General features: G+C 66.0%; 24 protein-coding genes and 1 pseudogene. 11 read left to right on the forward strand and 14 right to left on the reverse strand.

The features are described from left to right. Positions 1 to 51 precede the first annotated feature (51 nt). Entirely contained in the window at positions 52 to 975 is a 924-nt protein-coding gene (locus tag AAHF99_RS22200; protein WP_091861411.1) for a LysR family transcriptional regulator, read from the reverse strand. 176 nt (positions 976 to 1,151) lie between these two features. Between AAHF99_RS22200 and AAHF99_RS22205 the strand changes: the two genes are divergently transcribed. Genes AAHF99_RS22205 through AAHF99_RS22215 form a run of 3 tightly spaced genes read left to right on the forward strand, consistent with a single transcriptional unit; the run spans position 1,152 to position 5,039 of the window. Beyond that, positions 1,152 to 2,537 (forward strand): UbiD family decarboxylase, encoded by a 1,386-nt coding sequence (locus tag AAHF99_RS22205; RefSeq protein ID WP_029357558.1) that lies wholly within the window; start codon positions 1,152 to 1,154, stop codon positions 2,535 to 2,537. A gap of 4 nt (positions 2,538 to 2,541) precedes the next feature. Continuing rightward, positions 2,542 to 4,248 (forward strand): GMC family oxidoreductase, encoded by a 1,707-nt coding sequence (locus tag AAHF99_RS22210; RefSeq protein WP_029357559.1) that lies wholly within the window; start codon positions 2,542 to 2,544, stop codon positions 4,246 to 4,248. Further along, a complete protein-coding gene (locus AAHF99_RS22215) occupies positions 4,245 to 5,039 on the forward strand; it encodes an alpha/beta fold hydrolase (RefSeq protein ID WP_342166612.1) in 795 nt (264 codons plus the stop codon). The genes AAHF99_RS22210 and AAHF99_RS22215 overlap by 4 nt, the downstream gene beginning before the upstream one ends. A gap of 471 nt (positions 5,040 to 5,510) precedes the next feature. On the opposite strand, the gene AAHF99_RS22220 is transcribed toward AAHF99_RS22215, so the two are convergent. From AAHF99_RS22220 to AAHF99_RS22265, 10 genes are all read right to left on the reverse strand, one after another. Then, a complete protein-coding gene (locus AAHF99_RS22220) occupies positions 5,511 to 5,651 on the reverse strand; it encodes a thioredoxin domain-containing protein (protein WP_342166613.1) in 141 nt (46 codons plus the stop codon). Continuing rightward, on the reverse strand, positions 5,648 to 5,839 hold the full coding sequence (locus AAHF99_RS22225; RefSeq protein ID WP_342166614.1) for a hypothetical protein: 192 nt from the start codon (positions 5,837 to 5,839) through the stop codon (positions 5,648 to 5,650). The genes AAHF99_RS22220 and AAHF99_RS22225 overlap by 4 nt, the downstream gene beginning before the upstream one ends. Positions 5,840 to 6,445: 606 nt before the next feature. Continuing rightward, a complete protein-coding gene (locus AAHF99_RS22230; protein ID WP_342166615.1) occupies positions 6,446 to 6,877 on the reverse strand; it encodes a GlcG/HbpS family heme-binding protein in 432 nt (143 codons plus the stop codon). A 231-nt stretch (positions 6,878 to 7,108) separates the two neighbouring features. Beyond that, positions 7,109 to 7,948, reverse strand: coding sequence for an aldo/keto reductase (locus tag AAHF99_RS22235; RefSeq protein ID WP_342166616.1), 840 nt, complete (start codon positions 7,946 to 7,948; stop codon positions 7,109 to 7,111). 71 nt (positions 7,949 to 8,019) lie between these two features. Next, positions 8,020 to 8,154, reverse strand: coding sequence for a DJ-1/PfpI family protein (locus tag AAHF99_RS22240; protein ID WP_412759932.1), 135 nt, complete (start codon positions 8,152 to 8,154; stop codon positions 8,020 to 8,022). Positions 8,155 to 8,264: 110 nt separating this feature from the next. Further along, positions 8,265 to 8,567, reverse strand: a complete 303-nt coding sequence (locus tag AAHF99_RS22245; protein WP_342166618.1) for a putative quinol monooxygenase — start codon at positions 8,565 to 8,567, stop codon at positions 8,265 to 8,267. Positions 8,568 to 8,644: 77 nt separating this feature from the next. After that, positions 8,645 to 10,897 carry a xanthine dehydrogenase family protein molybdopterin-binding subunit gene (locus AAHF99_RS22250; protein WP_342166619.1) on the reverse strand — a complete coding sequence of 751 codons (2,253 nt, stop codon included), beginning with the start codon at positions 10,895 to 10,897 and terminating at the stop codon, positions 8,645 to 8,647. 11 nt (positions 10,898 to 10,908) lie between these two features. Next, on the reverse strand, positions 10,909 to 11,922 hold the full coding sequence (locus AAHF99_RS22255) for an FAD binding domain-containing protein (RefSeq protein ID WP_342166620.1): 1,014 nt from the start codon (positions 11,920 to 11,922) through the stop codon (positions 10,909 to 10,911). After that, positions 11,919 to 12,440, reverse strand: coding sequence for a (2Fe-2S)-binding protein (locus AAHF99_RS22260; RefSeq protein WP_342166621.1), 522 nt, complete (start codon positions 12,438 to 12,440; stop codon positions 11,919 to 11,921). Before AAHF99_RS22260 ends, AAHF99_RS22255 begins: the two co-directional genes overlap by 4 nt. A 271-nt stretch (positions 12,441 to 12,711) precedes the next feature. After that, positions 12,712 to 13,667, reverse strand: a protein-coding gene (locus AAHF99_RS22265) for an IS630 family transposase (protein WP_342166622.1) whose coding sequence is annotated in 2 segments (ribosomal slippage) — positions 12,712 to 13,328 and positions 13,328 to 13,667 — 957 coding nt in all. Because the reading frame shifts where the segments join, the coding sequence is not laid out codon by codon here. Between the two features lie 146 nt (positions 13,668 to 13,813). Between AAHF99_RS22265 and AAHF99_RS22270 the strand changes: the two genes are divergently transcribed. The 3 genes and pseudogenes from AAHF99_RS22270 to AAHF99_RS22280 all read left to right on the forward strand — a co-directional run bounded on the left by AAHF99_RS22270 (position 13,814) and on the right by AAHF99_RS22280 (position 17,773). Next, a complete protein-coding gene (locus AAHF99_RS22270) occupies positions 13,814 to 14,884 on the forward strand; it encodes an IS630 family transposase (RefSeq protein WP_342166623.1) in 1,071 nt (356 codons plus the stop codon). A 372-nt stretch (positions 14,885 to 15,256) separates the two neighbouring features. Next, a pseudogene (locus AAHF99_RS22275) lies at positions 15,257 to 16,336 on the forward strand (molybdopterin-dependent oxidoreductase). A gap of 84 nt (positions 16,337 to 16,420) precedes the next feature. Further along, entirely contained in the window at positions 16,421 to 17,773 is a 1,353-nt protein-coding gene (locus tag AAHF99_RS22280; protein WP_342166624.1) for an IS1182 family transposase, read from the forward strand. Positions 17,774 to 18,061: 288 nt separating this feature from the next. On the opposite strand, the gene AAHF99_RS22285 is transcribed toward AAHF99_RS22280, so the two are convergent. Then, positions 18,062 to 18,607: a TetR/AcrR family transcriptional regulator gene (locus tag AAHF99_RS22285; RefSeq protein ID WP_342166625.1), complete on the reverse strand. Its 546-nt coding sequence runs from the start codon at positions 18,605 to 18,607 to the stop codon at positions 18,062 to 18,064. 144 nt (positions 18,608 to 18,751) lie between these two features. Here AAHF99_RS22285 and AAHF99_RS22290 point away from each other — a divergent pair, with 144 nt between their 5' ends. Continuing rightward, on the forward strand, positions 18,752 to 19,309 hold the full coding sequence (locus tag AAHF99_RS22290; RefSeq protein WP_342166626.1) for a sugar O-acetyltransferase: 558 nt from the start codon (positions 18,752 to 18,754) through the stop codon (positions 19,307 to 19,309). A gap of 285 nt (positions 19,310 to 19,594) precedes the next feature. Here AAHF99_RS22290 and AAHF99_RS22295 read toward each other — a convergent pair whose 3' ends face one another. Continuing rightward, positions 19,595 to 20,434 (reverse strand): MBL fold metallo-hydrolase, encoded by an 840-nt coding sequence (locus tag AAHF99_RS22295; RefSeq protein ID WP_342166627.1) that lies wholly within the window; start codon positions 20,432 to 20,434, stop codon positions 19,595 to 19,597. Positions 20,435 to 20,572: 138 nt separating this feature from the next. Between AAHF99_RS22295 and AAHF99_RS22300 the strand changes: the two genes are divergently transcribed. Beyond that, positions 20,573 to 20,968: a winged helix-turn-helix transcriptional regulator gene (locus AAHF99_RS22300; RefSeq protein ID WP_342166628.1), complete on the forward strand. Its 396-nt coding sequence runs from the start codon at positions 20,573 to 20,575 to the stop codon at positions 20,966 to 20,968. Positions 20,969 to 21,114: 146 nt separating this feature from the next. After that, positions 21,115 to 22,545 (forward strand): IS1182 family transposase, encoded by a 1,431-nt coding sequence (locus AAHF99_RS22305; RefSeq protein ID WP_342166629.1) that lies wholly within the window; start codon positions 21,115 to 21,117, stop codon positions 22,543 to 22,545. 385 nt (positions 22,546 to 22,930) lie between these two features. Here the strand turns inward: AAHF99_RS22305 and AAHF99_RS22310 are convergent, their stop codons facing one another. Beyond that, positions 22,931 to 23,401, reverse strand: a complete 471-nt coding sequence (locus AAHF99_RS22310) for an Rrf2 family transcriptional regulator (RefSeq protein ID WP_342166630.1) — start codon at positions 23,399 to 23,401, stop codon at positions 22,931 to 22,933. 94 nt (positions 23,402 to 23,495) lie between these two features. Here AAHF99_RS22310 and hmpA point away from each other — a divergent pair, with 94 nt between their 5' ends. Together hmpA and AAHF99_RS22320 are read left to right on the forward strand one after the other, a co-directional pair. Then, positions 23,496 to 24,737 (forward strand): NO-inducible flavohemoprotein, encoded by a 1,242-nt coding sequence (hmpA, locus tag AAHF99_RS22315; RefSeq protein ID WP_342166631.1) that lies wholly within the window; start codon positions 23,496 to 23,498, stop codon positions 24,735 to 24,737. A 55-nt stretch (positions 24,738 to 24,792) separates the two neighbouring features. After that, positions 24,793 to 25,236: a PAS domain-containing protein gene (locus AAHF99_RS22320; RefSeq protein ID WP_342166632.1), complete on the forward strand. Its 444-nt coding sequence runs from the start codon at positions 24,793 to 24,795 to the stop codon at positions 25,234 to 25,236. Positions 25,237 to 25,241: the final 5 nt, after the last annotated feature.

Below are 25,241 nucleotides of genomic sequence, written 5' to 3' on the forward strand. Positions count from 1 at the left end.
CTCGCCCGTGTCGAATAACGTCGGCTGATCGCTGCCATCAGTCCGGGGGGCTCAACCGGTGATGATATGGGCCTGGAGTGCGGCCGCCGCCGCGTTCAACTCCTCCTCAAGGATGCCGATGAGGAGCTGCGCCGCGTGGCTGAGCGGTTTCTGCGGATGGTGGATGATCACCAATTCGCGGGCGATGCGCGGCGCGACGATGCGGTAGGCCTTGAGGGACCCGTCGGCGAGCTGTCGGCTGACGGCGATGCTCGGCAGCACAGTGAAACGCGTCGAGCGCGCCACGAAGTCCGCGATCGCGGGGGGCAGGTCGAGTTCGAGCTTCGGGCACAGGGTCACGTCCGCGGCGGCGACACGGCGGTCGAGTTCGACGCGCAGGCCGTGGCGGGTCGACGGCAGGATCAGGTCGAGGGCGGCGAGGTCCGCCATCCGGAGGGGCAGGGGCACCGGCAACGGTGTGTCGCGCCCGCCGACCACGACCATTTCCTCGTCGAGGAGGGGTGCCATGACGAGGCCGAGGCGGCGGGCCGGCCGGTTGATCACCGCGAGGTCGAGGGCGCCGCTGCCGACGCCCTCGATGAAGGTGCTGCTGTAGCCATCGGCCAGCGACAGCTCGACCTCTGGGTAGGCCGCCGCGAAGCGAGCGAGGACGCTGGGGATCACGCTCATCGACAGGGACGACAGGATGCCCGCCGTGACGCGGCCCGACACGGTTTGGGACAGGCGCGCCATGGCCGCCCGGGCCTCGGCGACATCCCGCTGGATCGGGTGGACCAGCCGGTGCAGCGTCCGGCCGGCGGCTGTCGGCACCATGGCCTTCGGCTGGCGGTCGAACAGGCGCTGGCCGAGTTCCCGTTCCAGCTTGGCGATCTGCATGCTGAGCGCGGGCTGGACGACGTTCATCCGCTGCGCGGCGCGGGTGACGCTGCCCTCCTCGAACAGGGCGACGAAGTAGGAGATCTGACGGAGATCCATACACGGGACCCGGGCGACACGAGCAACGCGCCAGAGGACCATGTGCGGGCCGGTCGGCGCAATTCAAACCGGCTGATGGGCGGCATCACCAATCGTTATTTTTCCCGCCTGCGGGAAGAGCTTAACGCTTCCTCCCCTGGCAAGCTTGGTTCAGACGACCCCGCCGTGAGGACAGCATGAACGCGCCCACTCCCGTTCGTTCCCTCCGCGACTGGCTCGATCGGCTGTCCGGGGATGGGCGCCTCGCCATCGCGCGGCCGGGAATCGGCTTGCGCCACGAGGCGGCGGCGGTGGCGAACCGCCTCGACGGCCGGCAGGCCAGCCTGTTTCCGCAGCCCGGGGGGCATCCGGGCACCATCGTCTCGGGCCTCGTGTCGAGCCGGGCCTGGATGGCGGAAGCCCTCGGCACCACGCAGGATCGCCTCGTCGCCCATTTCCAGCAGGCCGCCGCCCAGCCGCTCCCCTGGCACGAACGCCACTCCGCCCCCGCGCAGGAGGTCGTCCACCGGGAGGGACTCGACATCCTGAAGCTCCTGCCGGTGCCGACTCTGAACGAGCACGACAGCGGCCCCTACATCTCGGCGGGCCTGATGATCTCCCGGGACCCGGAGACCGGCCTGCAGAACGTCGCCATCCTGCGCTGCCAGATCAGCGGTCCGGACAGGATCGGCGTGCTGGTCCTGCCCCGGCATACCGACAATTTCTACCGCAAGGCCGAGGCCCAGGGCCGGGGCCTCGAAGTCGCCCTCGTGGTCGGCGTCGATCCCGCCTGCCTCCTCGCATCCCAGGCCATCGTGCCCCTCGGCCACGACGAGTTGGAGATCGCCGGGGCGCTCACCGGCCAACCCCTCGACGTGGTCAAGTGCCTGACGAACGGCGTGCGCGTTCCGGCGAACGCAGAGATCGTGATCGAGGGCCACCTCCTGCCTGAAATCCGCGAGCCCGAAGGGCCGTTCGGGGAGTTTCCGCAATATTACGGGGAGCGGGCCAAGCGGCACGTCATGCGGGTCGATGCGGTAACGCACCGGCGCGACCCGATCTTCCACATGATCGTCGGGGGCGGTCTGGAGCATCTGTTGCTGGGGGCGATCCCCCGCGAGGCCACGATCCTCGCGACGCTCCAGCGCAGCTTCCCCGGTGTCGAGGACGTGCATCTGTCCCTGGGGGGAGTCGGCCGTTACCACCTCTACGTCCGCCTGCGGAAGACGCAGGAGGGCGAGGCCAAGAACGTGCTGCTCGGGGCCTTCGCCGCCCACTACGACATCAAGCACGCCGTCGTGGTCGATACGGATGTCGACATCCACGCCCCGCAGGAAGTCGAATGGGCGATCTCGACGCGGTTCCAGGCGGACCGAGACCTCGTCGTCATCCCTCACGCCCAGGGCTCGAAGCTCGATCCCTCGGGCCGCGAGGGGGTCGGCGCGAAGATGGGTCTCGACGCGACCGTTCCCCTCGACGCGCCCCCCATGAAATTCAAGCGCATCCGTGTTCCGGGCGAGGCCGAGGTCGATCTCGACGCGGTGCTCGCGTCCGGCGCCGACTGGCGCGCGGCGATCGGCTGATCCCGTGAACGCCTTGCCCGAAACGGTCGACGTGTTGATCGTCGGCGGGGGCTCTGCCGGCTGCGTGATGGCCCACCGGCTCTCCGCCGACCCGCGGCGCCGGGTGCTCCTCGTCGAAGCCGGCATCGATACACCGCCGGGCCGGGTGCCGGCGGAGATCCTCGACAGCTATCCGATGCCGCTGTTCCATGGCGACACCTACATCTGGCCGGGGCTCGACGCGGCGGTCACCCGCGACTCCCGCGGTCGCATGCGGCGGCGGGCCTACGAGCAGGGCCGGGTGATGGGCGGCTCGTCCAGCATCAACGTCCAGGCGGCCAACCGCGGGCTGCCCCGCGATTACGAGGCCTGGGCCGCGCTCGGCGCCGAGGGCTGGGCCTGGGACGACGTGCTGCCGTATTTCCGCAGGCTCGAGACCGACCTCGATTGCGGCGGTCCGCTGCACGGCCATGATGGGCCGCTCCCGATCCGGCGCATCCTGGAGCCCGCATGGCCCCCCTTCGCCCATGCGGTCGCCCGCGCCTTCGATGCGACGGGGCTGCCCCGGCGCGTCGATCAGAACGGCGAGTTCGAGGACGGGATCTTCCCGCCGGCCTTCTCCAACCGGGACGACGCGCGGGTCTCGGCCGCCGCCGCGTATCTGGACGTGGGGACGCGGGCCCGGCCGAACCTCACCATCGCCGCCGGCCTCGAGGTCCGTTCGCTGGTGATGGACGGGCGCCGCGCGACCGGGGCCGTGCTGCGGCGGGGCGACGGATCCGAGCAGCAAGTGAGCGCCGCCTCCGTGGTCCTGTGCGCCGGCGCTCTTCAATCGCCGGTGCTGCTCCTGCGTGCCGGGATCGGCCCGGGCGATGCGCTCTCCGCCTGCGGGATACCCGTCCGGCTGGCCCGTTCGGGCGTCGGCGAGAACCTGCGGGACCATCCCGCTTTGACGATGGCCCAGGTCCTTCCCCGCTCGCTCCGGCTACCCGAGACCTTCCGGCGCGCGAGCTTGCTGGCCCTGCGCTATACGTCCGGCCATCCCGGAGGCGGCGCCTCCGATATGTATCTCACCGCCTCCGCCCGTGCCGGCTGGCACGCCCTCGGCGGACGCCTCGCGCTCTACTTCCTCTGGGTGAACCAGCCGCACTCGGTCGGGCGCCTGCGTCTCGATCCGGCGAACCCATCCGGCCCGCCCGACATCGACCTCGGCCTGCTCTCGGATCGCCGCGATCTCGAACGCCTCGCCTCGGGGATTCGGCTGCTCAGCGACCTCGTGGTCTCGCCCACCCTGAACCCCCGCTCAGACGACCTCTTCCCCGCGAACTATTCGCCGCTGATCCGCCGGTTGAGCGCCGTCTCCCCTCGCAACCGGCGGCTCACCGGCCTCCTGGCCCCCGTGTTCGATGCACCGGCCATGCTGCGCGCCCCGCTGCTGCGCGCCGTCCTAGGCGGCCACGCTTGGGCGACAGTGCTCCAGGACGATGGCGCTCTCGACGACTTTGTCCGGGACAACGTCTTCGGGGTCTGGCATGCGAGCGGTACGTGCCGCATGGGCCGGGCCGACGATCCCGGCGCGGTGGTCGATCCGGGGGGGCGCGTCATCGGAACCGAGAACCTGTCCGTCGCCGACGCATCGGTGATGCCCCGCCTTCCTAGCGCAAACACGAACGTCCCGACCTTGATGATTGCGGAAAAGATCGCGGAGAGGATGATGGTGGAGATGGGATGATCCCTCTCGACACATTCGGCACCTTTGCGGTGGCCGACCTACGGCTGGAATACCGTTTCGTCGGTCCGCAGCCGGACTTGGCGCCGACGCTGGTGTTGCTTCATGAGGGTCTCGGTTCTGCCACGCAGTGGGGCCCGCTGCCGGAAATTCTGGTCGAGACGACCGGATGCGGTGTCCTGGCCTTCTCGCGGCAGGGTTACGGGGCCTCAAGCCCGGTGCCTCTGCCCCGCCGGGCCGACTTTCTCGAACAGGAAGCTTGCACCATACTTCCCCAGGTCTTCGACCTCGCGGGACTGCGAAGCGGCCTGCTGATTGGCCATTCCGATGGCGCCTCGATCGCGGCCCTCGCGTTGGCGGAGGGCGACACCCGCGTGCGGGGCGGCGTCCTCATCGCGCCCCATTTCTTCGTCGAGGAGGCGACGCTGGCCGGGGCCCGACGGGCCCGGGACGCCTACGACAAGGGCGATCTGAAGGTCCGTCTCGGTCGTCGGCATACCGATGTCGAGGGCGCCTTTCGCGGCTGGAACGACGCTTGGTTGGATCCGGCTCGGCGCGGATGGACAATTGAGACAGCCCTCCTGCGATGGACCGTCCCGGCAATCATCATCCAGGGAACAAAGGATGCTTACGGAACTAAGGCCCAGATTGCTGCCGCTCGCAGACTTTGCCCCGCCGGTCTGCTGACTGTTTATGAGATGCCGAATGTTGGGCATCACCCACATCGCGAAGCGTTGGCAGAAACTGCCGACGTCATCGCCCGCTTCGTCACACGTGTCTTGAGCAGAAATTAAGTCTTTACAAGACAATGTCTGATTGGCCTTGAAACACACAGTCGCGAGGCCGGGTGCCGGCCCCCTTTCTCGTGGGGAGGGGCAGGAGGCGGTGTCAGGTTCGTTGACAGGGTTATTTGAGGTCACCTGCCTCTTAGGCCTCATCCGGTTCAAGCTTTCCGAAACCGGGCGAGGACAAAGCCCAGCCGTGGTACTGGGCACGTTCGCTCACGTTGCTGCCCGACAGCTTTCGGCGGGTTCGCGTCCTTGACGGAATGACCGGATTGAATTGGGTAAGAGGCTGTCCGTTTTTCCAGCAAGCCGCCTCCAAAGCAGACCGGCCACTTTCGGCCAGATCAGGTCACGCCAGATCGCCACCGCGCGCAGAACCGGACCTTCGGCTTGGCGCCCATTTCAGTCATTCAGGACGACTTGGGTGGTGTCCCAAAGCAGACACGCGCCGTGCGTCATGAGTGAAGATTAATCGACGAGTCAGTACCAAGCCGATCCGAAGTTCTGCGTTCGACCGCAAAGACCTTCGATTGGGACCATCCGGTCGGGCAGCCCCGTTTCGTCCAGCAGGACCGCGACTTTCCAGCCGTTGGGCGTGGGCCAGTAGTGGAAGTCGATCATCCGGTCGCCTCACGCTCCGCGTTGGCCTCGGGTCCGAACTTCCCACCGCGGCGCAGCGCGTCGCGTGCCGGGGCGTCGAGGCCGGCCTCGCGTAGGACCAGTTCGGTGTGCGCACCGTAGGCCGACGCCGGATGCCGCTCCGCCCACGGCGCGGCAAAGAAGCGCGCTTCCGGCCGCGCCTGGCGCACGCGCCCCGCCCGCGGGTGCTCGACCTCGACGACGACACCGCTCCAGCCACTCGGCCGCGGACAGCGTGCGCAGCGCCGCCTGTGTCAGGTTCAGGCGGGCGTCGATGTTGGCCTGGCGCAGTTCCACGGTGCGGAAACACGGGTCCTCGCGCCACACGGGCTTGTCGAGCGCCCGGGTGAGCACGGCTCACTAGTGGTGGGACTTCAACCTTGCGCGACGACGGGAACAGGCCGCCGAACTGCGTCGCTACCCCCTCGTCACTCTTAAGGATCAGCTCACCCAAGGCTCGCACCCCCATCGAGCGACAGGCCACTATAGATGATGGCCGCGGCGATCGGCGGGGCCGCTGAAATCACCGCGTCCGCACCCTCCGGCTCACCGGAGATCCATTCCGCTGCACGACTTGGAGGCTGCTGATCGAACAAACCCAGCCGGCGGCTTCGCGCCATCTCGGCCGCTCAGCTGGCCCACTCCATGGTTCCAAAGTGGAAGCAAGAGAAACCAGTGAGAATGCCTGAGATGTGTTTGAAGCGGATACTCCAGTTCCGTTCGCCGAGGGCCTGTACCAGGAAAAGACTCATTATCCAGATCGTCTGTTCGGCACACTACGTGGAATGGGCTTTGAGGGCCGCCGGCAACCGCCGCAGCTCAACGACCCCGGCGGTTGCACAGGCGACATCCTGATCGGGTGTGGCGTCCCCGTGAACACCTATCGCGCCGATCAGTGCTCCGTCCCGTATCAGGGCCAGCCCTCCCGGAGCATGAAATGCCGCCATGCCCTCGCCGCCGACGGTCTGCGAGCCGGGAGTTGCCGCATCTCCTGGATCGACCTCGCTACTCTGGCCTGAGATTGATGAAGCAATCGCTTTCCCGATAGCGCGTCGAAACGTCATGTGACCAGCGCCGTCCATTTTAGAGAACGCTACGAGGCGCCCGTCGCGTCCACAAACCGCGACGGCGACCTTGACGCCGATTGCTTTGGCCTGGGCGATGGCGGACGCGGTTATGCCGTTCGCTTCCGATAGTGTCAGTTCCATTCCTACCTCCATCGACGGCTGAGCTTGTGCGCTCATCTCGGATAAAGATCCGCTATTTCGATTTGAAGTCGAGCCCCTATCAATCATTGGTCGCAGCCAGCTCGAAAGTGGCAATCATGGCCACTACTGTTCAAGCTTCAAAGGGGGAACCTTTACTCTGTGAGGGGTCGGTAAGGACAAGATCCGAAACCAGCGCGCGACGCCTGCTTCAGCCAACGTGGTATCGCGGGTCTACAGCATAGGGAGGCGGCGTGGTCGGGGCCCGAGCGGGAACGCCGCGTCGATCCGGACGATCTCGGCTTCCGTCAGCCGCAGCAAGCCGGCGCTGGCGTTGTCGGCGGCGTGCTCGGGACTGGACGCCTTGGGGATCGTAAAGGTGGACGGCCTCCGCATTAGGAAGCGGAGCGCCACTTGGCGCGCAGTCGCGCCGTGGTTTGCCGCGATCTCCTCCAGGACGCGGCCGCCCGGCGTGCGCGAGCCAGGAAAGCTGCCATGACCGAATGGGCTGTATGCCACCATGGCGACGCCGTGGTCCTCGCACCAAGGCAGCACGGCGTGCTCTATCGCTCGCTCCTCCAGGTGGTAGAGGACCTGGTTGCACGTGATGCGGCCCTCGCCCCCAGCTTTCCACGCCGCGTCTAGGTTGGACACGTCGAAGTTGCTCACGCCCCAGGACAGGATCTTGCCCTGTTCGCGGAGCCGTTCAAAGCTGGCGAAGGTGTCCTCAAGCGGGTGCGCGCCGGGCCAGTGTAGAAGGTAGCTGTCCAGCCTGTCGGTGCGCAGGCGCGCGAGCGAGCGCTCGCAGGCCGCTACCGTGCCGGCACGCGAGGCGTTGCTAGGGAGGACCTTTGAGACGAGGAAAACCTCATCGCGCCGTCCGGTGATCGCCTCGCCGACTACGGTCTCTGCGTCGCCATACATCTCGGCGGTATCGATGTGGGTCATGCCGAGATCGAGGCCTTGGCGCAAAGCAGCGACCGCAGTGGGCCGGTGCGCGTCGTCGATGTACCAGGTTCCCTGGCCGATTACTGCAACCTTGCGCGACGCGAGGCCGAACGGGCGCTGTTCCATGCCCTATCGTCCCGACGGAGAAGGCGCGTAGTGCGCAGCGCTGGACGTTGCTGCAGGTCTCATCAGGCTACTCACTGCCGCGCTTGCCAGCGTGCACTCGCGAAAAGCTTGATCACTTCCGCGTTGAATGCCGGGATGTCGTCGGGCTTGCGGCTCGTGACAAGGCCCTGATCGACGACAACCTCCTGATCCACCCATTCCGCCAGGGCTTCACGATCTTCGCATCCGGCACGTCCTGCATCGAAACATCGCGGGGTCCATTATTGACGATTGCTCTCATGACTTCCTCCCGGGGTAGACCGTGTGTTGACCGGTCCTAGCGAGGCAGCTTGGCCGCCAGCACATTCACCTCCTCGATCTGTGGAGGCTGGGCAAAGAGCTCTGATGCCTTCGCGGTCAGCGCAGCGGCGACGCGACCGGACAAGTGTGCCTTCCGTCCCGCCTCATCCGGGAAGGCATCGAAAATACCGAAAGTCGACGGTCCCATGCGGACCCCGAACCACGCGGTGGTAGCCGGCTCCTCCTCTACGATCGGCAAGCCACTCTTGAGGAAGCTTTCGACCTCGGCCTCTTTTCCTGGCTTTGCTTCCAGGCGGATGAGCAATGCTACGGTCACCATTCGTCACCTCCGTTAGGGCTGGACCACCTCGCGCCTGTCCGCGTCGCGCGGCCGACGTTCACGAATGGTGGGCGGGTTTACAGCAGCTTATCCACGGTGATCGGTAGGTTGCGGACGCGTTTACCGGTCGCGTGAAACACCGCGTTGGAGATGGCTGCCGCCGTGCCGACGATGCCGATCTCGCCGAGACCCTTCACACCGAGGGCGTTGGCCTTGTCCTCCTCGTCCACGAAGATCACGTCGATGTCGTAGACGTCGGCATTCACCGGCACGTGGTACTCGCCGAGATTGTGGTTCATGAACCGCCCGATCCGGTGGTCCATCATCGACTCCTCCTCCAACGCGGAGCCGATCCCCATGACCACGCCGCCCAGGATCTGGCTGCGTGCCGTCTTCAGGTTGAGGATCTTGCCCGCCGCGATCGCCGAGACGACGCGGGTCACGCGCACCTGCCCCAAATCCTCGTCGACCTTCACCTCAACGAACACCGCGGAGTGGGTGTAGGCTTCGTAGGCGCTGTTGAAGTCCTTGTCGGGGCCGGCTGTTTCCGTCGCCTCGACCTTGTCGACGCCTGCGGCCTTGAGGGCCTCCACGAGCGAGACGCTGCGCGAGGGATCGCCCGCGATCTCCATGCGACCGTTCGTGAAGGCGATGCGGTCGAATTCGACGTTGGCAAGCGGCGATCCCTCCATCGCGCGCGCGAGCTTGAAGACCTGCTCGCCGACGTTGCGGCAGGCCTTCATCACCGCGGTGCCAGAGGAGGCCGCCGTCCACGAGCCACCGGCGACGGGCGCTTCTGGAAGGCGCGTGTCGCCGAGCTTCGTCGTCACATCCTCCATGGTCAGGCCGAGCGTGTCGGCGGCGATCTGGGTCAGGATGGTGTAGGTGCCGGTGCCGAGATCGCCCGTCGAGTTGCCGACTTCGAGCTTGCCGTCGGCCGTCAGGATGGCCTGGGCGCTCGATTGCATCATCATCGATTCCCAAACGCCGGTCGCCATGCCCCAGCCGACGAGTTCCCTGCCTTCGCGCATCGAGCGAGGCGTGGGGTCGCGCCTATCCCAGCCGAAGCGCTCGGCGCCTTGCGTGAAGCAACTCTTGAGCTCCTTCGAGCCGAAGGGTTTGCCGTCCGCGGTTGCGTCCGTGTCCGAAAAGTTGCGCAACCGAAGCGTCACCGGATCGATGCCGGTCTCGTAGGCGAGTTCGTCCATCGCGATCTCGATGGCGAAGACGCCGGTCGTGGCGCCCGGCGCGCGCATGTCGCTCGGCGTGGCGGTGTCGAGTTGCGCGAGCTTGTAGGTCAGGGCGACGTTGTCGCATTTGTAGAGCACGCCCGACCAATTCACGACGACCTCTTGGTAGTCCTCGTAACGCGAGGTTCCTCCCAGCGCGTCGTGTCGGAGGGATCGCAGGGTGCCGTCCTCGTCAGCACCAAGCGAGATGGTCTGCAGCGCGTCGGGACGGTAGCTGAGGCTCCACATCTGATCGCGGGTAAGCACCACGCGCACCGACCGTTCGAGGTCCTGCGCAGCGAGCATCGCCAGGAAGAGCTGGTATTGCGGGCGCAGCCCCAAGCCGAAGCCGCCGCCGAGATACGGGTTCAGCACCCGCACGTCGTCCTTCTTCAGGCCGAACACGGCGGTGATGTAGTCGTGGCTGTTCGAGACGCCCTGGATCTTGTCGTAGACCGTGTACTTGCCGTCGCCCTCGTAGACGACGGTAGAGGCGTGCGGCTCCATCGGGTTGTGATGCTCGATTGCGAGCCGGTAATCCTGCCGCAGCTTGATCGCCGACCCCTCGTAGGCTCCTTTGGCATCGCCCCACGGCTTCGGCGGCGGCTTGATCCCGCTGCGCTTCACCGGCGGCACGTAGCCGAACTCGCGCAGTTGTGCCGGGTCGGTAAGGGGCGCCTGTGCCTCATAGGACACCGAGACCAGGGTCGCGGCGTAGCGAGCCGTCTCGAAATCCTCCGCCACGACGAGCGCTACCGGCTGGCCGCTGAAGTGGATCTTGTTGTCGTAGAGGGCGCGGAAGGGCGAACCGGGAGGCGCCACCGCGTCTTGATAATTCTTGTCGCGCCAGGCGGTGCGCTCGCGGTTCTCGTGCGTGATGACCTTGACCACGCCGGGCACAGCCTCGGCCGCCGAGGTGTCGATCGACGTGATCTTCCCGCAGGCGACGGCACTCGACACGACGTAGCCGTGCGCCAGGTCCGGGGCGGCGAACTCACCCGCGTACTTGGCCAGCCCGGTGACCTTGGCAGGGCCGTCGACACGGGAGCGGGCGCTGCCGACGTAGGTGTCGCGGCCCGTGGAGCTGAACGTCTGGGTCATGCGGATGGACCTTACTGGATGCGCTTGTCGGAGAGCGATTGCGGCGTGCCGGCGGCGGCCTGTTCGAGGCCCCGGACGATGGCTCGTCGCGCGAGCTCGACCTTGAAGCCGTTCTCGGATTGGGGCTCGGCCTCCGCGACGACGAGGTCGGCGGCGGCCCGGAAGCTTTCGCGGGTCGCCGGCTTGCCCTGCAGAAACGCCTCGGCCTCCCGATTGCGCCAAGGTTTATGCGCGACGCCACCGAGCGCGAAACGCACGGTCTTCACGCTATCGCCGTCGAGATCGAGCACGGCGGCGACCGATACCAGCGCGAACGCGTAGGAGAGCCGGTCGCGCAGCTTAAGGTAGGTGTAGTTCGTCGCGAACCCGTTCTCCGGCAGATCGACTGACACGACGATCTCCCCGGGTTGGAGCGTGTTGTCCTTGGCCGGGTCGTCGCCGGGGAGGCGATGATAGTCCGCGAACGCGATGCTGCGTTCGCCCTCGGGCCCGCTCACCTGCACGGTGGCCTCCAACGCCGCGAGCGCGACGCACATGTCGGATGGGTGCGTCGCGATGCAGTGCTCGCTCGTCCCGAAGATCGCGTGGATGCGGTTGACGCCGCCAACCGCAGGGCAGCCGGAGCCGGGCTCGCGCTTGTTGCAGGTCGTGGCCGTGTCATAGAAATAGTAGCAGCGCGTGCGCTGGTTGAGGTTGCCGCCGGTGGAGGCCGCGTTGCGCAGTTGGGCCGAGGCCCCGGCCAGGATCGCGTTGGCCAGGATCGGGTAGCGCTCCCGAATCCGAGGGTCGTAGGCCGCCGCGGCGTTCGTCGCCAGCGCGCCGATGCGCAGCCCGCCTTCGTGTTCATCGATGGCGGTCAACGGCAGACGAGTGATGTCGATCAGCCGCTCGGGCCGCTCGACATCGTACTTCATCAGGTCCACGAGGTTGGTGCCGCCGGCGATGAAGCGCGCCTTGGGATCGGCCTGGAACGCCTGGATCGCCTCGGCCACGGTGCCTGCGCGGACATAGTCGAAGCGGTTCATCGGGCGTCTCCTTGCATCACGTCCTCGATGGCATCGACGATGTTGGTGTAGGCGCCGCAGCGGCAGATGTTGCCGCTCATCGCCTCCCGGATCTCGTCCCGGCTCTTAGCGTGGCCCTCGTTCATCATGCCGACCGAGGAGCAGAGCTGACCCGGGGTGCAGTACCCGCACTGAAAGGCGTCGTGCTCGACGAAGGCTTCCTGGATCGGATGGAGCGTGTTGGTGCCCTTCTGATGGGCGAGGCCCGCCAATCCCTCCACCGTCGTGATCTCGGCGCCATCCTTCATCACCGCGAGGACGAGACAGGAATTCACCCGCGTCCCGTTCACGAGGACGGTGCAGGCGCCGCACTGGCCGTGATCGCAGCCCTTCTTCGTGCCCGTGAGGTCGAGCCGCTCGCGCAGCAGGTCGAGCAGCGTCGTCCAGGGTGCGACGGCGATCTCCCGCGTGTCGCCGTTGATCGTCAGGGTGATGTCGAAGGTGGTGGCGGGGCGGGTGGAACCGCTCGCTGTTGCCATGGGAGGCATCCTGTGCTGGATCGGACCCGAAAGACCAAGTCGAATGGGTGATGCGGCGGCCGATGCTGGAGCGTCGGGAATAGCGGCACCGCGACCGATGGTCGGTCGATTTCGGACCCAGGCTGGGTCACAAACCTGACTCAACAACCGTTCCAAATAGAGGCTGTTCCCCCTACCTTGGAATTTGTCCAAATGGACCATGGGAGACGCGATGCTATGTTCTATGTGCGGTGCTTTCATATGGGCATATGTCATCTAGAGCGGCATCCGATCATGTTGGATCATATGCGTCGTAGCCTGCGGCGGCGAGATACCGGCGGCATTCGGCTGGCGTGAAGCGTCTGAAGGCTTGTCGGATCGTGTCCCAGAGGTCGCTGATCGTGCGAGCGGCTTCGGCTCGGAGGATGGCCTTGAGCTTGGCGAAGGCAAGTTCGACCGGGTTGAAGTCGGGGGAGTAGGCCGGCAGGTACAACAGCCTCGCTCCGGCCGCCTCGATGCGTTCGCGGATACCGCTGACTTTGTGGGCAGGCAGATTGTCGAGCACGACCGTGTCGCCGGGCCTGAGGGCTGGGACAAGGGTTTCTTCGACATAGCCGCGGAAGCGAGCGCCGGTCATCGGTCCATCGAAGAGTGCGGTGGCGGTCAGGCCGCTGGTGCGCAGACCGGCGGTGACCGTGATGGTTTTCCAATGTCCGAACGGCACCGCAACCCGGCAACGTTCGCCGCGCGGAGCCCGCCCATAGCGGCGGACCATCTTTGTGTTGGTGGCGCTTTCGTCGAGGAACACGAGCTTGTCCGGGTCGAGATCGAGTTGGCGCTCGAACCAGGACAGACGCGCGGCCTTCACGTCCTCCCGGTCCTGCTCGGCGGCGTGGCCAGTGTTTTTTTGCGCGTGATGCCGTGGCGCTTGAAGAAGCGGGACAGGCTGCTGACCCCGACCCGCAGGCCTCGTTCGGCCAGACGGTCGCGCAGTTCATGCAGAAAAAGTTCGGGCTGCTCTTCGTAGGTCTGCCGGATCAGGTCGGCCTGCGCCTCGATGGTGTGCGAGCGTTGATCGCCACCCATCGGCTTGGCCTGCGTCCGCCCCTCCTGCACGAAGGCCCCGTGCCAGCGCACGGCGCTGGCCGGGCTGATCTCGAAGCGTCGTGCCGCTTCCCGGCGTGACGCGCCCGCCTCGATCGCAGCCACGACCCGCTCGCGCAGATCGACAGATAGGGCAGACGCCATCGGCTCTCCTCCTCGGAAAGCCGCGCATCGAATCACAACCCCGTCGTGGCGGAAACCCCAGACGATTCAACCCGGTCGGTGACCGCCCTAGTGCATTGACGCGGTCAGAGGATTCACGAAGGGCGTGATGCATGCGAGTCTGGGCGATGGCTCAGACCGTCTGCGTGCTCCTCGACGACGCCACCAAGTCAGCGCTGTCCACGATCGCCGGAGATCGATCCCGCCCCCTCAAGCACATCCTGCGGGCACGCATCGTCCTGCTCTCGTTCGAACGCTTGAGCGTGCAGGACGAGGCTCGGCAGGCCGGCGTCAGCCGGCCCGCAGTCTGGCGCTGGCAGCAGCGCTTTGCCGAGGAGGGCGTCGAGGGCCTGCTGCGCGACAAGACCCGCCCACCTGGCACCTCGCCGCATTCCACCCGCACAGTGGCGAAGGTGCTGGCGCTGACGTGTTCGGAACCGCCGGACGAGGTCACGCACTGGACCGGCCGCGCCGTCGCTGCGCGAACCGGCATCTCGCTCCGCTCCGTGCAGCGGATCTGGCAGGAGCACCGCCTGCAACCGCATCGGGTGCGGGCCTTCAAGCGCTCACACGATCCGGCCTTCGCCGAAAAACTCGAGGATGTCGTCGGTCTCTATATGCAACCGCCCGCCCACGCCGTCGTGCTGTCCATCGACGAGAAGAGCCAGATCCAGGCCCTAGAGCGAACCCGTCCCGATCAGCCACTCGGGCCCGGGCATCCTGCCGCTCAGACACACGACTACACCCGCCACGGCACCACGACGTTGTTTGCCGCCCTCGACGTCCTGGAAGGCACCGTGCTCGGCCGCTGCATGCAGCGTCATCGCCACGGTGAGTTCATCCGTTTCCTCAACACCGTCGAGGCGGCAGTCCCCGTGGGAAAGGCGATCCACGTGGTGCTCGACAACTACGGCAGCCACAAGCACCCGAAGGTGCGCGCCTGGCTCACCCGCCACCCACGATGGACCTTCCACTTCACACCGACCTCGGCCTCCTGGCTCAATGCCGTCGAGGGCTTCTTCTCCGCGCTGACGCGCCGTCGCCTCCGGCGAGGCACCTTCACCGGCATCGTCGACCTACAGGCCGCCATCAAACGCTACATCGGCGAGCACAACCGAAGCCCACGACCCTTCGTCTGGACCAAGCCCGACGCAGCCATCTTCGACGCCCTCAATCGAGCCCCTGAACCATCCGTCTGAGTCAGTGCACTAGAACCGTCGTTATACGACTCAAAAACTGCCATTTATTTGGACGATCCGAACCGTGTAGCGGTGGGTGTCGCCCTCGCCGTGCCAGCGCAGTGCCTCCATCGTGGTTCTTCGGTTGGGGCCCTAGGCCACGCTCGCCCGAAGAGGATCGCGCTGGCGAACAGGGCTGCCTTCGAGAAGTCTGCCTTCTTCATGGGAGCCGTGGCGCCCGTCCCCGTGCATCGACGATTGCGGCCCATGTTCGAATCCTCACCGTCGAAGCCGGTGTAAGGATCGCGTCCAGGGCGGTCCCCTGGACCGCTGAATGACTCTTACGGCCTCCTGCGCGTTCACTGCGATGACCCCACCCGCGCAGGAGCGCCGATGTCGAGCCTGACCGAGCGCAAGGCGCGCCTGATCGTCCACGGCGACCAGCCCTACAACGCCGAACCGCCCCTCGACCGTTTGCGGGCCTCGTACAGGACGCCGACGGAGAACTTCTACGTCCGCTCGCACGGCGACCTGCCGGCCCTCGACGAGGCGACCTGACGCCTCGCCGTCGATGGCGGAGCCGGCCCCGCGCTTGAGTTGTCGCTGTCCGATCTGCGGTCCCGCTTTCCGGTAGCCACGGTCACTGCCACGATGCAGTGCGCCGGCAATCGCCGCGCCGACATGCGAGCGGTCGCCCCGGTCTCGGGCGACCCGTGGGACGCCGGAGCCATCGGCACCGCCGAATGGACCGGGGTGCGGCTCTGCGACGTCCTGCGCGAGGCGGGGGTCGCCGAGCGCGCGGGCTTCCATGTCGCCTTCGAGAGCCATGACACGGTGGACGGCCACTCCTACGGCGCCTCTATCCCTCTCGCCAAGGCGACGGCGCCCGAGACCCTGCTGGCCTACGCCATGAACGGCGAAGCCTTGCTCCCAGAGCACGGCTTTCCGGTCCGCGCGGTGGTGCCCGGCTTCGCCGGCGTGCGCAGCCCCAAATGGCTCCGGCGACTGACTGTCCAGGACCACCCCTCGGACAACCCGATCCAGGCTGGCGATTACAAGCTGTACCCGGCGGACGTGACCGCCGAGACCGCCGATCCGGCCAATGGGCATACCATCGATACAATGCCGTTGAACGCGGCGATCTGCGAGCCGGCACGCGGGGCCATTCTCAAGCCGGGAGGCAACAGGATTCTAGGCTACGCGGTAAGCGGCGACCGAGCCGTCGTACGCGTCGACGTCTCAGGGAACGGCGGCCAGTCGTGGGTGCAGGCCGAGCTCGAACGCGAGGCGGCGGCTCCGTTCGCCTGGACGTTCTGGAGCACGAGCCTCGACCTGCCTCCGGGCGAGCATGAGCTCGCCGTGCGCGCCTGGGACGAAGCGGGCCAGACGCAGCCGGCACTGCCGGACGAGACCTGGAACCACAAGGGCTACCTATGCGCCTGCTGGCATCGAGTGAGGGTGAATGTCACCTAGTGGTCGATTCTGTTGAAAAACTCGGGTGTTGCAGCGGTTGTGATGAGGTGATTCACTCCTGTCGAGAGACGGAGATCGAAGCAGATGATGGGACCTCGGCAAGTCGAGCAGGGTGCCCTGTTCTACGAGTTCTCGCTCGACACGCACGTTCCCACCGACCATCTACTTCGCTCCATCGACCGCTTCGTCGACCTGACCGGCCTGCGCCGGGAGCTGGCTCCGTTCTACGCCTCGACGGGCCGCCCTTCCGTCGATCCCGAGTTGATGATCCGCATGCTGATCGTCGGCTACTGCCTCGACATCCGCTCCGAGCGTCGGCTTTGCGACGAGGTCCACCTCAACCTCGCCTACCGCTGGTTCTGCCGGCTCGGTCTCGACGGCCGGGTGCCGGATCATTCTACCTTCTCCAAGAACCGCCATGGCCGCTTCCGCGACAGTGATCTTTTGCGTCGTCTGTTCGAGACTGTGCTCGCCCGCTGCATCGCCGAGGGGCTCGTCGGTGGCGAAGGCTTTGCCGTCGATGGCAGCCTGATCAAGGCCGATGCCAATCGGCAGAAGGGGGTCGAAGGCTCTGCCGGCCTGCCGCCTGAGGTCGTGAGCCGCGCTGCTCAGGAGTACCTCGCCGTCCTCGACGAGGCCGCCTTCGGGGCCGCGACGCCGGTGCCGCCCAAGTTCATCTCGCCCGCCGATCCGGCCGCGCGCTGGACCGGAGCGCACGGCGGGCAGGCGTTCTTCGCCTACACGGCCAACTATCTGATCGACCTCGACCACGCGATCATCGTCGACGTCGAGGCGACCACGGCCATCCGGCAAGCCGAGGTTACAGCGGCCAAACGCATGATCGAGCGTTCGCGCGAGCGCTTCGACATCTATCCGGCCAAGCTGGCCGGCGACAGCGGTTACGGTTCGGCTGAGATGCTGGGCTGGCTCGTCTACGAGCAGGGCATCGAGCCGCATATCAGCGTGTTCGACAAGTCGACCCGCACCGACAGCACCTTCTCACGCGCCGACTTCACCTACGACCAACCGGGCGACGTCTACCGCTGCCCGGCGGGTCAGGTGCTGACCACGACCGGCACTCTGGTCAACGACGGGGCGACGCTGCTGTACCGGGCGAGCAAGTTCGCCTGCGCGCCATGCCCGTTGAAGGCGCGATGCTGCCCGAACGACCCGGTGCGCAAGGTCCCGCGTTCGATCTACGAGGGCGCGCGGGACATGGCCCGCGACATCGCGCGGTCCGAGGAAGGCAAAACCTCACGACGCGAACGCAAGAAGGTCGAGATGCTGTTTGCCCACCTCAAGCGCATCTTGAAGCTGGACCGCCTCCGGCTACGAGGACCGAACGGAGCGAAGGACGAGTTCCACCTCGCAGCCGCCGCCCAGAACCTGAGGAAGCTCGCCAAGATCATCCCGGTCCCGCAGCCGAGCCCGGCTTGACCGGCAGGGGACACCCGGCCCGGGAACGAGGGCTCATCCCGCCCACGCTCCGATCTCGGCCGAGAACGAGTTTTTCAACGAAATCGGTCGAAATCTGACTTTTGGTACCCGCCGTGAGGCTCTGCTTCCGACCCACCCCTGCCGTGTAGGCCCGCGCTGACGTTTCCCGAAAGCGGCCGTTCGTCGGACATGAGGCAACTTTGGTTCGGGGTGAGGAGCGGTCATTAAAATGCGGTCTGCAAGCCGACATACGGCTTACCGCCCTTTCAACGGATGCTCGAACCGCGATTACGTGGTCAGCTTGTCAACGATGGCCCGGATGCGCGTGGCATCGACTGGTTCGGGGTCGACCGAGCGGTGAATAGTCAAACCTTCGATCAGCGCGTCCAGCATGCGGGCTGTATCGCGGTCGAAGTGTCGTTCGAGCGCCCGCCGGCTTGCTTCCATCCACTCTCGCATGACCGTCTGGAGCGCCGGGTTGCGGGCTCCGAAGGCATAGAGTTCATAGCTCAGCAGCAGGTGGCGCGTGTTTGTCCAGGATGCATCGGTGATGATGGCGACCACCGCCTGCCGTGCCTCGTCCGGCGTCTGGGCCGCCACGAGCAGTTCCGTGAACCGGGCCGAGACTGTCGCCGCCAAGCGGCGGAACGCTTCTATGAGAAGCTCGTCCATGCCGCTGAAGTGATAGGACATCGAGCCGAGCGGCACGTCCGCGGCTTCGGCCACCTTGCGGTGCGTCGTACCGGCGACCCCATACTCGGCGATGACGTCCAAAGCCACGTCGATGATGCGGCTGCGCCGGTCCGGGTCGAGGCGTCGTTTGGCTACGGTCACGATGTGCTCACGTCATAGCCGGACGGGGCGGAAGCGGCTTCACAAGCCATGTGTACGTTTGTACATACCGTTGTCAGATGCAAGCAGGTCCCGCTCCGTCGCCAGCCGCGGCCGCACCGAACCCTACCGCTTAAGGACCGATCCATGGATGTGCGCTCTCAGAAGCAGCGGATGCTCGCAGGCGATCTCTACATCGCCGACGCCCCCGAACTCGCCGAGGACAACCGACGCATCTCGGACTGGCTCGACCGATACAATGCCACGAACACGAAGACACAACCCGAGCGTCAAGCGCTTCTTACGGAAGCGTTCGCGCAGGTTGGCGAAGGCTGCAACATTCGCCCGCCCTTCCATTGCGACTACGGCTACAACATCAGCCTGGGCCGGGGCGTGTTCCTGAATTTCAACTGCTGCATCCTCGACGTGGTCGCGGTCAGCATCGGGGACATGACACAGATCGGACCGGGCGTGCAGATCCTAACTGCCGATCACCCGCGTGACCCGGTCGAGCGTCGGCAGATGCTAGAGTTCGGTCGTCCGATCCGCATCGGGGCGAACGTCTGGATCGGCGGTGGGGCACTCATCATGCCGGGCATCACCATCGGGGACGACGCCATCATCGGAGCCGGTAGCGTGGTGACGCGTGATGTACCCGCGGGCGGCATTGCCGTCGGCAACCCGGCCCGGCTGCGCGGCGCGTAAGCAGGGCGCATAACGAGGGGACTCACCCGATTGTCGGCGGCGGGCGCGGCGACAACGTCCGGTTGCATACATTCCTGCCTGAAACCAGAACGGCAGAAATCCACCCCAGGCGGCCATTCCGCATCCGATCCATCTTAGATGCGCGAGCCGTCTTCGGCGCTTCCCGGAAGCGGACATGCGTTAGCCGTCTACCAACTTCGTATTAGAGTAGGGCGCATGCGCTGACGCCGGGTCGGCAAGTAGACGTTCCGCCACTAATCCCGGTCGGCCGTTCCCGCTTGCTATTCAATCCTGGAAGGCGGCCCAAAGCTCTGGAACGATCCGATAGCCGTGGCCGTGCCGCGCCACCCTTGCGAACCCGGGAAACTCGACGTGCATCCCCGCTACGAGGAGGCGGTCGGCGGCTGCAGCGTCGAGCATCCTGCGGCGCGTGTCGGCGGCTTGGTCGCCGTCGACGTCGAAGACCACCCCCGCATCCGGCTCGGGCGCTTGCACCTGCGGCAGGTGCACGATGTCGCCCCAGATCAGAAGCGAGCGCCCGCCGGCCTCCAGGCGATAGCCCGTGTGGCCCGGCGTATGGCCAGGCAGCGGCACCGCGTGGATGTCGGGCATGACCTCGCCCCCGCCGGCGAAGCGGGTGCGGTCGCGATAAGGATGCATTGCCCTGCGGGCTCCGTCGAACCACATCCGCTGATCCTCCGGCGCGCGGCTTCCCGCGGACCCATCGAGCCAGAACCGGGCCTCGTCCTCCGCCACGACGATCTCCGCGTTCGGGTAGAGTGGCACGCCTGCCTCGTTCGTCAGACCGGCCGCGTGGTCGAGATGGAGGTGGGTGAGCAGAATGGTCCCGATGTCGGCCGATGTGATCGAGAGAGCGCGGAGCGCCGCCGGCGTGGTGCCCATGGTGGGACCCCAGGCGTCGCCCATCCCGGCGTCGATCAGGATTGGCGCATAGCGAGGCGAACGCACGAGATACATCACGTGGTTGATCCGTGGCCGCTCCGCAGAACGGAACGCCTCGCGCTGCAAAGCCTCGGCCCGCTCGACCGGAATGCGCCGCACGACCTCCATCATCGTGGGCTCGAAGTATCCGTCGCTGATGGCCGTGACGAGGACGTCGCCCATCGGCCAGTGAACAGCCCCCACTACACGGTCCTGAATTTCCATAGGCATGTGGGTCTCCTTCCAGGAAGGAGGGTATGGTCGCGAAACCAAGTTTCAATTAGTTACCTTACTACCACCAGGTAGCGGGGAGGTGACTTTATGAACCAGAGCGAGCGGCTGTCCTTCCACGCGGATTGTCCGTCCCGGCTTCTGCTGGACGAAGTCGCCGACAAGTGGTCGATCCTCGTCCTGGCGGCGCTTCAGCATGGGCCAATGCGCTTCAACCAGTTACTTCATGCCATCGACGGCATCTCGAAGAAGTCGCTCTCCGTCGTGCTTCGCCGGTTGGAGAGAAATGGCATCGTCTCTCGGGACGTTCTGAAACTCCGGCCAATCGCTGTTGCATATTGCATCACGCCACTTGGTTGGACGTTGGTGGAACCATTCGCCGCGCTTTATGACTGGACGCAGCGTCATCTCGACGAGGTGGATCGTGCAAGGCAGCAGTTTGACCAGCAAGGCGGCCACTCCCTCTCGCCGAACGCGAACCTCTGACAGATCAAGCATCGGAGTGTGGACCGCTTCCGTGGTTATGCCCGCTTCGATGCATCCACGGCCCGGAAGCGGACCGGCAGGAAACCACCGAGGCTGTGTGAAAACGCCCTGTTGTGCTACCTTTTCGGGAGCGCTGGAGGGGTCGAATGGGCCGTTTCATCGAAGGTTGCGAGCGGCGCCAAGCGCTTCTTCTAGCGGACTGCGTCGACGACTATGTCGGCGAGGAGAACCCGGTCCGAGTGATCGACGTCTTCGTCGATGAACTGGACCTCGCCACACTCGGCTTTGAAGGCGCGGCTGCAACGGGGCGGCCCGGCTACCATCCGGCGACGCTCCTGAAGCTCTACCTCTACGGTTACATGAACCAGGTGCAGTCGAGCCGACGCCTTGAGCGCGAGGCAGGCCGCAATGTCGAGGTCATGTGGCTGACCGGCAAGCTCGCCCCCGACTTCAAGACGATCGCGGACTTTCGACGCGACAACGGCGAAGCAGTTCGGGCAGCGTGCAAGCAGTTTGTCGTCCTGTGTCGGGAGATCGGCCTCATCGCTGGCGGCACGGTGGCGGCGGACGGCAGTCGGTTCAAGGCCGTGAATACGCGCGACAAGAACTACACGCCCGGCGCGATCCGCCTTCGCTTGGCGCAGGTGGAGGCGAGCATCGAGCGCTATCTCGATAAGCTCGACACCGCCGACCGGCAGGAGGCGGACGTCGCCGAGATGCGCACGACGCGCCTGAATGAGAGGATCGAGGCGCTTCGTCAGCAGATGCGCACGCTGCAAGCCATGGCGCGCCAAGTCGAGACAGCGCCCGACCGTCAGATCTCACTGACCGACCCGGACGCCCGTGCCATGGCCACGAACGGCAAGGGCACGGGCCTCGTCGGCTACAACGTCCAAGCGGCCGTTGATACGGACAGCCATATCGTCGTGGCGCATGAGGTCACGAACCTCGGCCATGATCGCACCCAACTCGCCAACATGGGCCGGCAGGCGAAGGACGCGACCGGGGTCGAGCACCTGACGATCCTCGCCGATCGCGGCTACTTCTCAGGAGCGGAGGTCTTGGCCTGCGAAGAGGCGGGCGTCACACCGATCTGCCCGAAGCCTTTGACCTCGGGCGCCAAGGCGGAGGGGCGCTTCGGCAAGCCGGACTTCCTCTACGATGCGCCGAGCGACACCTATCGGTGCCCTGCCGGCGAGACCCTCATCAAGCGCACGACCACCGTCGAGAACGGCCTCGTTCTGAACCGCTACTGGTCGAGCCGCTGCCGATCATGCGCGTTGAAGCCCGGCTGCACGACCGGCAACGAGCGACGGGTGACGCGCTGGGAGCACGAGCATGTCGTAGAAGCCATGCAGGATCGGCTCGACTGCAGGCCGGACGCCATGCGCATCCGGCGACGGACCGTCGAGCATGTGTTCGGCACGATTAAGGACTGGATGGGACGCAGTCACTTCAGGATGCGGAGGCTTCCGAACGTCGGGACGGAGATGAGCCTCCACGTCCTCGCCTACAACGTGAAGCGGGCCATCGCCCTGCTCGGCGCGCCAGGGCTCATCGCCGCGATGCGCGGATGAGCCGGGAACGGCTCGCTCCGCCCGTCACAGCTTCCGCCCCAACCCGTTTCCACACAGCCTCCACCCCAAGCCGCCGTTCGGCTTGCGACCCAACACGGCCGTACAATTGCGGTCGCTTGGTTCCGGAAAGCAGACGTCCCTCCCTCCGGCATTTCGACTGCAACGCGCCCATCCCGGTCATGCAAAGCGTTCTCCTTCGATGCCGAAAGCGGACGCCAGCTGCACCTCGCCGGTACTGCCCAGCTATTAAAACAATATCGCTGTGTTCGTGGGAGCTACAATCGAAGTGCGACCAAGCCATAGGCGCCTTCGCGACCGGAGCGGGCGTCGGGTCTCATTCGAAGGTTGCGATGTGGCCTCGGCTCCGCAGATCCGCCGAGGCCGGCTAGGCCGATATAACGGGAGCGAACTTTCTGCCGTCTTGCAAGAGGCCTAATAGCTTGGCGATGTCATGGCCCCCGGGATCTTCGATCAGGTCCGCCAGCGTGTAGCGGTCGAGCACGGCTAGGAACGCCGACAGAGCTTCTCTCAGTACGCGTCGCAGACGGCATGGCGCCGTGATCGCGCAAGCGCCACCCGAGAAGCATTCGACCAAGGCAAGATCGTCCTCCGTCTGGCGCACGACCGCGCCGACCACGATCTCGCCCGGCGCCCTGGCCAGCCGCAGACCGCCGCCCCGGCCCCGGATGGTGCGGATCAAGCCCAGACGCCCGAGCTGATGCACCACCTTCGTCAGGTGGCTCTCCGAGATGCCGTAGGCGCGCGCGATCTCGGCGATCGAACTCTGCCGCGGCTCGTGCAGGCCGACGTAGATGAGGGTGCGCAGGGCGTAATCCGTATAGCGGGTCAGGCGCATGGCGGCTCCGTACTGCCCTTAAGGTACATTCAAGTTGCATCTTTTCAACCGATAGACCATAAGGTTCATCGTCAATGCACTTTGGGAGTTGTTGATGCCCAATCCGCTCAGCTCTGCCACCGTCGCCATCATCAAGGCCACCGTTCCGGCCCTGGAGGCGCACGGGCTGACCATCACGAAGCGCATGTATGAGCGGCTCTTCCAAGATGCGGCGATCCGCGACCTCTTCAACCAGTCACACCATGGCGAGACCGGCTCGCAGCCGAAGGCCCTGGCCCTGGCGGTGCTCGCCTATGCCCGCAACATCGACAATCTCGGCGTCCTCGCCGGAGCGGTGGAGCGCATCGCGCAGAAGCATGTCGCGCTGAGCATCCTGCCGGCGCACTATCCCTCCGTGGCCGACGCGCTGCTCGGCGCCATCGGCGACGTGCTCGGCGAGGCCGCCACGCCGGAGATCTGCGCGGCCTGGGGCGAGGCGTACTGGTTCCTGGCGGAGCTTCTGATCGGCCGCGAGGCCACGATCTACCGCGACTTGGCGACCAAGCCAGGCGGCTGGAACGGTTGGCGCGACTTCGTGGTCGAGAGCGTCGCGCCGGAGAGCGAGACAATCAGCTCCTTCATTCTGACTCCGGTTGACGGCGCCCCGGTGCTGCGGCACCGGCCCGGGCAGTACCTGGGCTTCCTGTTCAACCTGCCAGGCCACGGCGTGTTGAAGCGCACCTACTCGATCTCCTGTGCGCCGAACGACCGGGCCTACCGCATCACCGTCAAGCGCGAGGGCCGGGCACACGAGCCCGCCGGGATCGTCTCGAACTGGCTCCACGATCACGCCCGGTACGGGACGGTGCTGCGCGCGGCGCCGCCGGCCGGTGACTTCTTCCTCGACCAAGCGTCGAACGCCCCCGTCGTGCTCGTCAGCGGCGGTGTCGGACTGACGCCGATGATGAGCATGCTGGAGACGATCACGTCGGCAACGCCTAGGCGGCCGACCTGGTACGTCCATGGGGCGCTTAACGGACGTGTGCACGCCATGCGTGATCACGCCAAGGCGCTGACCGCCGGCAACGAGAACGTCCGGTTGCACACCTTCTACGCGGAGCCGGAAGCCCAGGATCGGCAGGGCGAGCACTACGATGCGGCCGGCTTGATCAGCGCAGACTGGCTCGTGGCGCAGACGCCCCGCGAGGAGGCAACCTACTATCTCTGCGGTCCCAAGCCGTTCCTCAGCGCGCTTGTGAATGGGCTTCAGCGTCAGGGCATTCCGGCCGAGCGCATCCGGTTCGAGTTCTTCGGTCCGGCGGATGAGCTGATCGAAGAGCCGCGCCAGGCTGCCTGAGCACGATGGCGCCGCTCCTTCAGGTGAGCGGCGCCACAACCAGAGGAGCGTCTGCGTGGATTACACTCGTACTGTAGCTGACGCGATCCTGTCTGCCTCTGCAGATGCGGTAATTGCCTCGGACAGCGAGGGGATCATCCGCATCTGGAATCCGGGAGCCGAGCGCATCTTCGGGTACACGGCCGACGAGGCCCTCGGTCAATCGCTCGACATCATCACGCCCGAACGGCTGCGCAAGCGCCACTGGGATGGGTACCGCAAGACCATGGCGACCGGGGAGAGCCGCTATGGTCAGGGCGCTCTCCTATCTGTCCCGGGCGTCTGCAAGGATGGGCGGCAGATCTCGCTGGAGTTCACCATCGTGCCGCTCAAAGACGAGCAGGGGGCGATGACCGGCATGGTTGCGCTGATGCGGGACGTTACGATTCGCTTCACCGAACTGAAGGTGCTGAGACAGCGTTTGGCCAAGGACACCGGGGGGCGTGCGGGTCCACCGTAGCGAGG

It is taken from the genome of Methylobacterium litchii (assembly GCF_038442315.1).
Taxonomy (GTDB): Bacteria; Pseudomonadota; Alphaproteobacteria; order Rhizobiales; family Beijerinckiaceae; genus Methylobacterium; species Methylobacterium litchii.